This window comes from Acinetobacter sp. NIPH 2100 (assembly GCF_000369805.1).
Taxonomy (GTDB): Bacteria; Pseudomonadota; Gammaproteobacteria; order Pseudomonadales; family Moraxellaceae; genus Acinetobacter.
Genome location: NZ_KB850224.1, coordinates 2,426,527 through 2,438,434, shown reverse-complemented (window position 1 = coordinate 2,438,434; position 11,908 = coordinate 2,426,527). Strand labels below are relative to the sequence as shown.

Here is an 11,908-nt window from a genome sequence, read left to right as displayed (position 1 = left end):
CATGATCACGCATATCAATAATCGTCAAGGACATCCACTTGCAGTTCAAGTGCAAGGTCTAAAAGATGCGCCAGTTATCATGTTCTCCAACTCTTTGGGAACTGACCACGGTATGTGGCAGGCACAAGTTACAGCTTTGGCTGATCATTATCAAATTATTAGCTATGACACACGTGGGCATGGTGCAAGCGCAATCATTGCCAATAGTACATTGCAAAATCTGGCTGAAGATGTGGTCGATATCCTAGATGCCTTAGCCATTGAAAAAGTTCATTTCTGTGGCATTTCAATGGGTGGGATTACTGCATTGGCTTTGGCGATTGACCACGCAGAACGCTTTCATAGCATCACCGTGGCAAACTCGTCAGCAAAAATTGGCACTGCCGAAGCTTGGAATACTCGTGCGGATAGCGTGGCGCAAAATGGTTTGGCTGAAATTGTGAAAACCACGCATACACGTTGGTTCAGCGAACATTTTGATTATCGGCATGATGTTTTGGCACAGAAAACCATTCAAAGTCTCGCGGTAACACCTGCGCAAGGCTATGCCAATGCATGTCGTGCTTTGGCCGATGCCGATGTTCGAGATCAGCTACACCAAATTCAAATTCCCACTTTAATTATCGCGGGGCAGTACGACCCTGTCACAACGGTTCAAGATGCAGAGTTTATGCATCAACTCATTCCAACCAGTCAGCTTGAAATCTTGGCAGCGTCTCATTTGTCCAATATTGAACAACCACAAGTGTTCAATCAGGCATTGTCCAAGTTCATTCAAAACATATAACCATAAGGGTTAGAAAGGAATTCGCCGACAAGGAGGCAACTATGGCACAGGAATTTGCTGCCCCAAAAAATAGTATGGATGCGCAGGCACTCATCAATAATGCACCGATTAGCAAGTATCAATGGATGATCGCAATTATTTGTTTTCTCATTGTATTTGTAGATGGTATCGATACTGCGGCAATGGGATTTATTGCGCCGGCATTGGCTCAGGATTGGGGGGTTGATCGTTCTCAACTTGGCCCCGTCATGAGTGCAGCACTGGGTGGCATGATCATTGGTGCATTGGTATCAGGACCGACAGCAGACCGTTTTGGACGAAAAATTGTTTTAACCATTTCAATGCTGATTTTCGGTGGTTTCACTTTGGCATCCGCTTTTGCCACCAATCTCGATAGCTTAGTGGTATTGCGCTTTTTAACTGGTATTGGTCTTGGTGCTGCGATGCCGAATGCAACAACACTATTTTCAGAGTACTGCCCGCAACGGAGTCGTTCACTGCTCATCACATGTATGTTTTGTGGTTATAACTTGGGCATGGCAACGGGTGGTTTTATCAGTAGTTGGCTGATTCCTGCATTTGGATGGCATAGCTTGTTTTTATTGGGAGGCTGGTCACCACTTATTTTAATGCTATTGGTCATTTTCTTGTTACCTGAGTCTTATCGCTTTTTGATTGTTAAAGGCCGTCACCCTGAAAAAGTACGCAAAATTTTAGCTCATATCGCGCCTAAGGAAATTCAAGGAATCACCGAATTCCATATTCCAGAAGAACAGTCTGCTGTTGCAGAAAAGAAAAGTGTGTTTGGCATGCTGTTTTCCAAACAATATGCCAAAGGTACGGTTTTATTGTGGTCGACCTATTTCATGGGCTTGGTGGTGATTTATTTACTGACCAGCTGGTTACCAACCTTGATGCGTGAGACAGGGGCAACCATGGAGCGTGCTGCTTTCATTGGCGGGTTATTCCAGTTTGGTGGCGTTCTTAGTGCCTTGTTCATTGGTTGGGCAATGGATCGGTTCAATCCAAACCGCATTATTTCAGGTTTCTATTTTGTCGCAGGTCTATTTGCCGTTGCAGTTGGGCAAAGCCTTAGCAATCCAACTTTATTGGCGATCCTTGTGCTCTGTGCAGGCGTTGCCATTAACGGGGCACAATCGTCGATGCCTGCGTTAAGTGCTCGTTTCTATCCAACCCAATGTCGTGCAACAGGTGTGGCGTGGATGACAGGTATTGGCCGTTTTGGTGCCGTGTTTGGTGCATGGATTGGCGCAGTCTTGTTGGGCAATGACTGGTCATTTACCGCCATTCTTAGTTTGTTGATGATTCCTGCTACGGCAGCAGCCATCGCAATTTTTGTTAAATCTCTAGTTGCTCACACCGATGCAACCTAAGGCTCATATTTTCAAGATGAGGAGCAACATTCATGAATGATGAACAACGTTATCAACAAGGACTGAAAGTCCGTACCGAAGTACTGGGTGAAAAACATGTCGGCCGCTCTTTGGCGAACCTGAATGATTTCAATCAGGATTTCCAGAACTTTATTAGTCGTTTTGCTTGGGGCGAAGTGTGGTCACGTGAAGGTTTGCCACGTCATACCCGTAGTTTAGTCACCATTGCTATTCTATTGGCTTTGGGGCGAGAGGATGAACTTAGAATGCATTTACGTGCTTGCTTCAACAACGGTGTGACGAAAGACGAATTAAAAGAGCTGATTTTACATAGTTCTTTATATGCAGGATTACCCGCAGCAAATGCGGCGATGCATATGGCCGAAGAAGTCTTTAAAGAGCTTGGCATTGACTTGCAACCCGTTGCGGCACAACCACAGGATTAAGGAGACAGGCATGTTAAAGCATACATTGGGTGCATATCCACAACGCAATACCGATGATCATCCGCCAGCATATACACCCGGTTATAAGACCAGTGTATTACGCTCGCCAAAGAATGCATTGATTTCAATTAATGAAACTTTGACTGAAGTGACTTCACCGCATTTTTCACCGAGTATTTTTGGCCCGAAAGACAATGACCTGATTCTGAACTATGCCAAAGAAGGTCTACCTGTCGGGGAACGTATCATTGTGCATGGTTATGTACGTGATCAGTTTGGTCGTCCTGTGAAAAATGCTTTATTGGAAGTATGGCAGGCCAATGCATCAGGCCGTTATCGTCATCCAAATGACAAATTTATTGGTGCGATGGACCCGAACTTTGGTGGTTGTGGTCGTACTTTAACCGATGAAAATGGTTTCTATATTTTCCGTACCATTAAACCAGGTCCATATCCATGGCGTAACCGTATCAATGAATGGCGACCAGCGCATATTCACTTTTCCTTGATCGCAGATGGTTGGGCACAGCGCCTGATTTCACAGTTCTATTTTGAAGGCGATACGCTGATTGATACTTGCCCGATTTTGAAAACCATTCCATCTGAAGATCAGCGTCGTGCCTTGATCGCATTGGAAGATAAAAATAATTTCATTGAAGCAGACAGTCGTTGTTACCGCTTTGATATTCATCTTCGTGGTCGTCGTGCGACTTATTTTGAAAATGATTTGACTTAAGGGAGACAAACGATGAATGCATGGAATTTTCAGGAATTGAAGGAAACCCCATCACAAACAGGTGGTCCTTATGTTCATATTGGCTTATTACCCCAACAAGCCAATATTGAAGTGTTTGAGCATAACTTCAATCATCAGTTAGTGAATGAGCAAACCCAAGGTCAACATATTCGTCTCGAAGGTCAGGTGTTTGACGGCCTTGGTTTGCCATTAAGAGATGTATTACTGGAAATCTGGCAGGCGGATGCCAATGGTGTTTATCCAAGTCAGGCTGATACGCAAGGTAAAACGGCCGATCCACATTTTCAGGGCTGGGGCCGTACGGGTGCCAATTTTGAGACAGGTTTCTGGAGCTTTAATACGGTAAAACCGGGAGCGGTTGCTGGGCGTAAAGGCTCAATTCAGGCACCGCATATTGCTGTGGCAGTGTTTGCCCGCGGCATCAATATTGGTTTGCATACTCGTATTTATTTTGAAGATGAAGTGGATGCCAATGCCAACGATCCAGTTCTAAATAGCATTGAATGGGCAGTACGTCGGCAAACGCTAATTGCCAAACGCAGTGAAGTGGATGGGGAAGTGGTTTATCGCTTTGATATTCGTATTCAGGGTGATGATGAAACGGTGTTCTTTGATATTTAAGGGTTAAGGCTCGCAGCGGAGTCTAATTGAGTTTTCATCTTATTTTTAGGGTAAGCCGTCGGCTCGACCTACTTTTCTTTCGGGAAAAGTAGGCAAAACTATTGTCATCCGCAAAACTCGTTCAAGACCAGCACGTCTCAAAACTATCGCAGAAAATGCATTTTATTGGTGTGGTCCTGTCTCGGACAGTTGCGGATGACGTCTCCGAGTATCAAATATTGTACAAGTGTTTATGTGAAAAAACGATTAAAGAGTTTGAAACTCCATACTCTTTGGTTTCCATGTCTAAAAAGGGACATATTAAAAAGGAAAATATTCATGGATATGAAAACATTGGCAGCGTTAATGCTGCTGGTTAGCCCTCTATTGATGGTTCAAAGCGTACAAGCACAGGACAGTGTCCAAAAACAGGTTGAGTTAGCTGAATTGGCAAAGCTGCCTGTCAAAACCATTGTGCCAATTACAGCCAAAACCAAAGAGCAGGCAATAGCTCAGGCAAAAGTGATTGCAGTCAATGCCGATGCTGATCTTGCTGAATTTCGGATTGATTTACTGAACTTTGCCAGTGATAGCAAGCAAGTGATTGCCTTGGGGCATGAGTTAAAACAGATTCTAGGCGCTAAGCCGATGATTGCGACCATTCGTACTCATAATGAAGGTGGGCAACTGACCATTAGTGATGCAGATTATGGCAAGACCTATCAGGCTTATTTACAGCAGCCATTTATGGATCTACTGGATGTGGAAATGTTCCGTGATCAGCAAATTGTAAAAAATACCGTCAAATTGGCGCATGCGAAAAAAGTGCTGATTGTGATGTCCAATCATGATTTTCAAAAAACACCATCTGAGGCCGAAATCATCAAGCGCTTACTCAAGCAGGATGAGTTAGGGGCCGATATTCTTAAAATTGCAGTGATGCCGCAAAGCAAACAGGATGTATTCACCTTAATGAATGCCACCTTAAACGTCAGTCAGCAATCTAAAAAGCCATTACTCACCATGTCGATGGGCAAACTCGGCACCATTTCTCGAATTGCGACAGCCAACATGGGCGGCAGTTTTAGTTTTGGCATGATTGGTGAAGCTTCTGCACCGGGGCAGATTGATGTGACTCAACTAAAACAGTTTTTAAAAACAGTTCAACCAACACAATAATATAAAAGGATTTTTAACACATGAAATCAATCTATGTACGTTTAAGTACTTTAGCCATCGCTATGGCAGTTTCGGGATTAGCAACAGCAGAAACCTATATCGTTGACCGCTATCAGGATGATGTCGAAAAAGGTTCATTGCGCTGGGCAATTCAACAAGCCAACAGCAAGCCAACTGAGGCCAGCGAAATTTTGATTCAGGCAGTGGGAAACGCGCCTTATGCGATTCAGGTCAACAGTCCATTACCTGAAATTAAAGCCCCAGTAAAAATTATTGGTACGCAATGGTCTAAAACAGGTGAGTTTATTGCCGTCGATGGATCAAATTATATTAAAGGCACAGGCGTTGAAGCCTGCCCAGGTGCAGTTGAGGGACAATTCGGCACCAATGTTCGGACCACAACTTTGCCTGGCATCGTATTACGTGACATCAATGACGTCACCATCCAAGGCTTAGAAATTCGTCATTTCTGTATTGGGATTTTGATGAATCGTGCCAGCAATAACCTGATTCAAAATAACCGTATCATGCATAACTATGGTGGCGCAGGGGTAATGCTGACAGGTGATGATGGTAAAGGCAATCCAACAGCGACCACGACCAATAACAATAAAGTTCTGAATAATTATTTTCAGGACAATGGCGATGGACTTGAACTGACCCGTGGCGCAGCATTTAACTTGGTCGCCAATAACCATTTTATTTCTACTGTTGCCAATCCTGAACCATCACAAGGCATTGAGATATTATGGGGTAATGACAATGCGGTGGTGGGCAATAAATTTGAAAATTACTCAGATGGTTTACAGATCAACTGGGGTAAGCGCAATTATATTGCCTATAACGAGCTGACCAATAACTCCAATGGCTTTAACCTGACGGGTGACGGCAATATTTTTGACAGTAATAAAGTACATGGCAATCGGGTAGGGATTGCGATTCGCTCTGAAAAAGATGCCAATGCACATATTACCCTGACTAAGAATTTAATCTGGAATAACGGCAAAAACATTAAACGTTGTGAAGCGGGTGGAAGTTGCGTGCCGAATCAACGCGTCGGTGCGATCATCTTTGATATTCCAGGATTGGAACATGCACATTTTGTGGGTTCACGTGGTCATGGTGTCAAGATTGATCCTACCAATCTACAGAAAACTTGCCAACAAGCAAATGAACAGGGCTGTAATGCACAGCCCAATCAGAATATTCAGGCACCAAAATTAACCATGTCTAAAGGACAAATTGCAGTCGAAGTAAAAGGGCAGCCGAATCAGCGCTATCAGGTGGAGTTCTTTGGAAACTCATCGGCAGACTCGAATGAAGCAGAGTTTTATCTAGGTTCAGCGGTTGCTGCAACCAATGCACAAGGAACTGCAAGGCTTGCTTGGAAACCAACAGTGCAAGTGGCTTCAGTGACAGCAAATATCACTGACCGCGTTGGTGCAACATCTGAACTTAGTTCAGCTGTGAAACTGAAATAAATGGCAAGGAGGCTGAAGATGAAGTTGAATGCATTATTGCTCAAAATGAGCTGTCTGGCAGTTGCTGTATGTGCTGCTCAATCTAGTTTTGCGGATCAGCCGTGGTCACAGGATCGTCAATGGTTACTGGGTGATTGGAATGGACAGCGTCAGCAACTGGAAAAAGAAGGCTATAAATTTACTGCCTCGATCATGAGTCAAAGTGCGACCAATTTGGATGGTGGCTATAACGATGACAATGCCTTTAAAAATGCCGCGCAATTGTCGCTAGGGGCCAATTTTGATTTAGAAAAAATTGTGGGCTGGAAAGATACCAGCGCGAGTCTTTTAGTGACCAAACGCGATGGCAATGCTTTGTCGTTGGATCGGATTAAAGATCCTCGTTCCAGTGCGCTAGGTAATTCACAGGAAATTTATGGTCGCGGCAAAATCTGGCGTTTGAGTCAGGCGTGGGTGAAAAAGGGCTTCGTTGATAATACTGTGCAGTTCAAGATCGGTCGTATGGGCATGTCAGAAGATTTTAATGGCTCGCAATGTGAGTTTCAGAACTTATTACTGTGTGGCGGTCAGCTTGGAAAGTCGATTGGTTCAATCTGGTACAACTTACCTGTTGGATTATGGGGCGCCAATGTTAAATATCAATTCGCACCTGAATGGACACTCGGCGTAGGTGTCTATGAGGTCAATCCAGATAATATCAAAACTGATCGAAATCGGGATGGTTTTAATCTGGATATGGACCATGTCAAAGGTGCGACCATTCCTGTAGAACTGGCATGGCGACCGAAACTTGCTGCCTTCAATGGTTTGCCAGGTGAATATAAAGTCGGGGCACTATATTCGACGGCTGAAGCCAATGATATTGCCACGGTTGGCAAGGTACATGATGGAAAACATAGCTTCTGGCTCAATGCACAACAACAACTCAGCCAAACTGGTAATGATCCAAAGCGTGGCTTATACGTCAGTTTCAATGCGGTGGTCAACGATAAAGCCACCACAGCGGTAACCAGTACCCAGCAACTGGCACTTTGGTACAAAGGGCCTTTCGATCGTCGTCCAAATGACTCAATTGGTTTTGGTATTGCCAATTACTTCGTCAATGATCGTTATAAAGATCGTCAGATTGAAATCAACCAAAGTCGTGGTTATGACCAATATGATGCGCTTGCGGCGGATTATGTACCTGTTCAGCGTGATGAGCTCAATGTTGAGCTGAACTATACCTATCAGTGGTCACCTGCGGTCATGTTAAGACCGAACCTGCAATATATTCATCAACCTGCTGGTGTTAAAGAAGTCGATGATGCGTGGGTTGCAGGTTTGAGCATGCGTGTGAATTTCTAATACAGGAGGATGAGCGATGTCTGAATCTTCTAGCTCACATACCATACTAAAAATATGGTGCTTTATTTTGGCGTTAGTTTTGTTGCTCACAGGCCTGTTTTTTACAGTGGGTGGGTTCAAATTAGCAACGCTTGGTGGTACTTGGTATTTCTTGATTTCAGGTGTATTAACGCTGATCGCTGCGCTTTTTATTTTTAAGAAAAAAGCGTTGGGTGTTTGGTTATTTACATTGGTGTTTGCAGGAACGATTGTTTGGTCATTGTTTGATGCAGGCTGGGAGTTTTGGCCTCTATTTTCAAGACTGATGTTCCCCGCAGGTTTATTTGCAGCCCTGATGTTTACTTTACCTGCCATTCGTCGTTATCAATATCAACCGAGTGCGGATTTACCTGCTTATGGTCTCGGAATATTAACGGTTATTGGCATGGTGATTGGCCTTTATCAGATGTTCCAGCCACATCCAACCGTGACGGCTTCTGGTGAGGCATTACCACTGATTCCTGTAAAAACGGATATGAAGCAGATCAACTGGGCGCATTATGGTCAGGATTCAGGGGGTAGCCGTTTTGCTGCACTGGATCAGATCACACGCGATAATGTGCATCAGTTGAAAGAAGTCTGGCGTTTCCGTACGGGTGATTTCACCACAGGTTCGGGAAATGGTGCAGAAGATCAGATGACGCCGCTACAAGTGGGCAATAAGATTTTCCTATGTACCCCGCATAACGACATTTTTGCGTTAGAAGCTGATTCAGGTAAACAACTCTGGAAAGCGGAAGTCAATTCCAAATCGGACGCATGGGAGCGTTGCCGTGGTGTTGCTTATTTTGACTCAACGCAAGCACTGGTTCAGCCGACTCTAGCGGGAGCAACCCCAGTAAAAGCGGCAGCAAACAATACCTCATGCCTACGTCGTGTTTATACCAATACACCAGATGGTCGCTTAATCGCAGTCAATGCAGATACGGGTGAACGTTGTAAAGACTTTGGTGTAGAAGGCACCGTTGACTTGCTCAAAGGCTTGGGTGAGGGAACCACAGCACCACGTTTTGAAGTCACTTCAGCGCCAACCATTGCGGGTACAGTGATTGTGGTGGGTAGTCGTATTGCCGATAACTTTGCTGCCGATATGCCGGGTGGTGTGATTCGTGCATACGATGTCATTACAGGTGAATTACGTTGGGCTTTTGATCCACGTAATCCTGATCCAAACCATGTGTTAAAGGATGGAGAAACCTATAAACGTAGTTCAGCAAATTCTTGGGCAGCGATGTCTTATGATCCGCAAATGAACACGGTATTCTTGCCAATGGGAAGCTCATCTGTCGATGTCTGGGGCGGTAATCGTCAACCATTGGACCATAAATACAACTCCTCTGTTCTTGCTTTAGATGCAACTACAGGTAAGGAAAAGTGGGTCTATCAAACGGTGCATAATGACCTCTGGGATTTTGATTTGCCAATGCAGCCAAGCTTGGTGGATTTCCCAATGAAGGATGGTCGCAATAAACCTGCTGTGGTGATTGGCACCAAATCAGGCCAGTTCTTTGTCTTGGATCGCGTAACAGGGCAACCGCTCACCAAAGTGATTGAGCAGCCTGTAAAACCTGCCGATATCAAAGGAGAGCAATACAGCCCAACTCAACCACGTTCGGTAGAAATGCCACAAATTGGTAACCAGACAATCACTGAATCGGATATGTGGGGTGCAACACCATTTGACCAGCTGATGTGCCGTATTAACTTCAAATCAATGCGTTATGAAGGCTTATTTACTGCACCAGGTACCGATAAGTCATTGAGCTTCCCAGGTTCTTTGGGCGGGATGAACTGGGGCAGTATCGCCTTCGATCCAAGCCATCAATATATGTTCGTCAATGACATGCGCTTAGGTCTATGGATTCAGTTGATTGAACAAACCCCAGAAGATCTGGCTGTTCAGGCCAATGGTGGTGAAAAAGTCAATACAGGTATGGGCGCGGTACCAATGAAAGGAACCCCATACAAAGTCAATAAAGATCGTTTCTGGTCGAAATTAATGATCCCTTGCCAAAAACCGCCATATGGCACCATGACGGCAGTAGATATGAAAACTCGTCAGGTGGCGTGGCAAGTACCCATGGGAACAGTACAGGATACAGGCCCGATGGGAATCAAAATGGGCTTGCCTGTTCCAATTGGCATGCCGACGATTGGTGGTCCAATGGCAACTCAAGGTGGTTTAGTCTTCTTTGCTGCGACTCAAGATTATTACTTGCGTGCATTGGATGCATCTTCCGGTAAAGAGCTTTGGAAATCACGTTTACCTGTGGGTAGCCAAGCTACACCAATCAGCTATGTGTCACCTAAATCAGGTAAGCAGTATGTACTAATTACCGCGGGTGGTGCACGTCAATCACCTGATCATGGTGACTATGTGATTGCGTATAGCTTGAACTAAATCTTTCATTCTTAAAAAATGGCAATCCTTGGGGATTGCCATTTTTTTTTGATTTATTTTAAGCCGTTGCAGTTAAAACCGGCATTTGAGTTGCATCTGAAATGACAGCAAACTGTGGTTGGGCATTTTGACCCAGTTGGTAATCTGAAAAGTTAACTTGCCAGAACCCTAAGCTTGCAGTTGTTGAAATATAGAAAACCAGATTGCTATGATCACGGACAATTTCCCATTGGGTATAGTCACCTTTAATATTGCCACTTTGGTCAATGCATTGCTCGCGAGTGACATAAATACCTTTAATCACATTCATTACATGGGCGACAGCAGCGGTATTACTTGGGCGTTGTGCTTGGTTTAACCAAGGAATTGAATAATTTAGCGTGAATGCTGTACGTAGGAACCGATCGGAGGGCAATGCAGATGAAGAAAGTCCAATCGAACCACCACCATTGCCTGCTTTATTCACATTTAAACCGATGATGGTTTGGCTGTCAGTTTCAACATTGGTGACGCCCAGATAGTTTTCTAAATTGGTACGATGCCATTCAATAAACGGAGTATTGGTCATAACACCAATATCGGTATTGTCTGTAATCGACAGTTGGCCATCACGAAACTCAAGTACCAAGCTTGCGCCAGTTTTATCATGAAATTGGAAATGAATCGGGATAAGATTTTTCAGTTCATCGCTTTGATTCAATTCACTGTGTTCAGAGAACTGTAGTGGATCCCAAAAATACAAAACTTCTCCGAGTGAAGTGGATTGACCTTGCTGGATAGCGTATAAATCCTTTTTCAACATTTCGACTGAGTTGTAATTCGAGGCAGCCCAACCACAAATATCCAATGCAGAAATAAGTTTGGCATTTTGCGGTGCATCTGCCTTTTTCGGATAACGGGAAGGGGGCAACCAGAGGGCCGCTGCTGAAAAGCCTTCTGTGTTCATGGCATCACATAGTTTTGTATCAAACAGATTTAAAGGGAGTTTAATCCCAATCCCCATAAACCCATATTTAGCTGTCCAATGATAGGCAGGTGAATGTGAGCTTAGCGTGTCGATTGCTTTTAAAGATGTTGCCAAAGGAATTGCTGCCAACTGCCATGTAAACGTAGCAGCGAAATCCATTGTACGTCCAGAAATACGGTAGTTTGTTGCTTGAGGTAGAATAAACTCGGTACACATATTATTTTCTCTTTTGATTATTAAAATAAAGCATGGTTTTTGGTTTTTATTTGATCTTAATTTATTATGTATATGCTCTAAATATATAAGATCGTGCGAGCAAATAAAAACTAGCAGATGATTTTTTTATAGTCAATTTTTCTATATTGGAAGATGATATTTTATTTATTAATACAACTTATAAATAAAAATAGATTATTCAATTTTAAATAAATGCATTTAGATTGGTTAAATAAATTAAAAGAACAATAAAGAATCCTGCATGTTCCGGAACAGTTGGCATAGTCATTGCTT

10 protein-coding genes are annotated in these 11,908 nt (G+C 43.7%); 9 read left to right on the top strand and 1 reads right to left on the bottom strand.

Going from position 1 to position 11,908, the window contains the following annotated elements; genetic code table 11:
* Position 1 precedes the first annotated feature (1 nt).
* The 9 genes from pcaD (at position 2) to F887_RS06635 (ending at position 10,431) form a co-directional block, all read left to right on the top strand.
* Complete coding sequence (pcaD, locus tag F887_RS06595) at positions 2 to 787, top strand: 3-oxoadipate enol-lactonase (RefSeq protein WP_005295227.1); 786 nt, start codon at positions 2 to 4, stop codon at positions 785 to 787.
* A 41-nt stretch (positions 788 to 828) separates the two neighbouring features.
* Positions 829 to 2,181, top strand: coding sequence for a 4-hydroxybenzoate transporter PcaK (locus F887_RS06600; protein ID WP_005295224.1), 1,353 nt, complete (start codon positions 829 to 831; stop codon positions 2,179 to 2,181).
* A 32-nt stretch (positions 2,182 to 2,213) separates the two neighbouring features.
* Positions 2,214 to 2,627 carry a 4-carboxymuconolactone decarboxylase gene (gene pcaC / locus F887_RS06605; protein WP_005295221.1) on the top strand — a complete coding sequence of 138 codons (414 nt, stop codon included), beginning with the start codon at positions 2,214 to 2,216 and terminating at the stop codon, positions 2,625 to 2,627.
* A gap of 10 nt (positions 2,628 to 2,637) precedes the next feature.
* Complete coding sequence (pcaH, locus tag F887_RS06610) at positions 2,638 to 3,363, top strand: protocatechuate 3,4-dioxygenase subunit beta (protein ID WP_004806145.1); 726 nt, start codon at positions 2,638 to 2,640, stop codon at positions 3,361 to 3,363.
* Positions 3,364 to 3,375: 12 nt separating this feature from the next.
* Entirely contained in the window at positions 3,376 to 4,005 is a 630-nt protein-coding gene (gene pcaG / locus F887_RS06615) for a protocatechuate 3,4-dioxygenase subunit alpha (RefSeq protein WP_005295217.1), read from the top strand.
* Positions 4,006 to 4,323: 318 nt separating this feature from the next.
* Positions 4,324 to 5,163: a type I 3-dehydroquinate dehydratase gene (aroD, locus tag F887_RS06620; protein ID WP_005295212.1), complete on the top strand. Its 840-nt coding sequence runs from the start codon at positions 4,324 to 4,326 to the stop codon at positions 5,161 to 5,163.
* Positions 5,164 to 5,183: 20 nt separating this feature from the next.
* The gene (locus F887_RS06625) at positions 5,184 to 6,644 is read left to right on the top strand and encodes a right-handed parallel beta-helix repeat-containing protein (protein WP_005295209.1); all 1,461 of its coding nucleotides are present in this window, start codon (positions 5,184 to 5,186) and stop codon (positions 6,642 to 6,644) included.
* A gap of 18 nt (positions 6,645 to 6,662) precedes the next feature.
* The gene (locus tag F887_RS06630) at positions 6,663 to 7,991 is read left to right on the top strand and encodes a carbohydrate porin (protein ID WP_005295206.1); all 1,329 of its coding nucleotides are present in this window, start codon (positions 6,663 to 6,665) and stop codon (positions 7,989 to 7,991) included.
* A 16-nt stretch (positions 7,992 to 8,007) separates the two neighbouring features.
* A complete protein-coding gene (locus tag F887_RS06635; RefSeq protein WP_005295202.1) occupies positions 8,008 to 10,431 on the top strand; it encodes a glucose/quinate/shikimate family membrane-bound PQQ-dependent dehydrogenase in 2,424 nt (807 codons plus the stop codon).
* Positions 10,432 to 10,489: 58 nt separating this feature from the next.
* On the opposite strand, the gene F887_RS06640 is transcribed toward F887_RS06635, so the two are convergent.
* On the bottom strand, positions 10,490 to 11,614 hold the full coding sequence (locus tag F887_RS06640; RefSeq protein WP_005295201.1) for a linear amide C-N hydrolase: 1,125 nt from the start codon (positions 11,612 to 11,614) through the stop codon (positions 10,490 to 10,492).
* Between the last annotated feature and the right edge of the window lie 294 nt (positions 11,615 to 11,908).

Coding starts and splice junctions, on each gene's coding strand:
- pcaD (WP_005295227.1), top strand. CDS start 2: ATGATCACGCATATCAATAATCGTCAAGGACATCCACTTGCAGTTCAA.
- F887_RS06600 (WP_005295224.1), top strand. CDS start 829: ATGGCACAGGAATTTGCTGCCCCAAAAAATAGTATGGATGCGCAGGCA.
- pcaC (WP_005295221.1), top strand. CDS start 2,214: ATGAATGATGAACAACGTTATCAACAAGGACTGAAAGTCCGTACCGAA.
- pcaH (WP_004806145.1), top strand. CDS start 2,638: ATGTTAAAGCATACATTGGGTGCATATCCACAACGCAATACCGATGAT.
- pcaG (WP_005295217.1), top strand. CDS start 3,376: ATGAATGCATGGAATTTTCAGGAATTGAAGGAAACCCCATCACAAACA.
- aroD (WP_005295212.1), top strand. CDS start 4,324: ATGGATATGAAAACATTGGCAGCGTTAATGCTGCTGGTTAGCCCTCTA.
- F887_RS06625 (WP_005295209.1), top strand. CDS start 5,184: ATGAAATCAATCTATGTACGTTTAAGTACTTTAGCCATCGCTATGGCA.
- F887_RS06630 (WP_005295206.1), top strand. CDS start 6,663: ATGAAGTTGAATGCATTATTGCTCAAAATGAGCTGTCTGGCAGTTGCT.
- F887_RS06635 (WP_005295202.1), top strand. CDS start 8,008: ATGTCTGAATCTTCTAGCTCACATACCATACTAAAAATATGGTGCTTT.
- F887_RS06640 (WP_005295201.1), bottom strand. CDS start 11,614: ATGTGTACCGAGTTTATTCTACCTCAAGCAACAAACTACCGTATTTCT.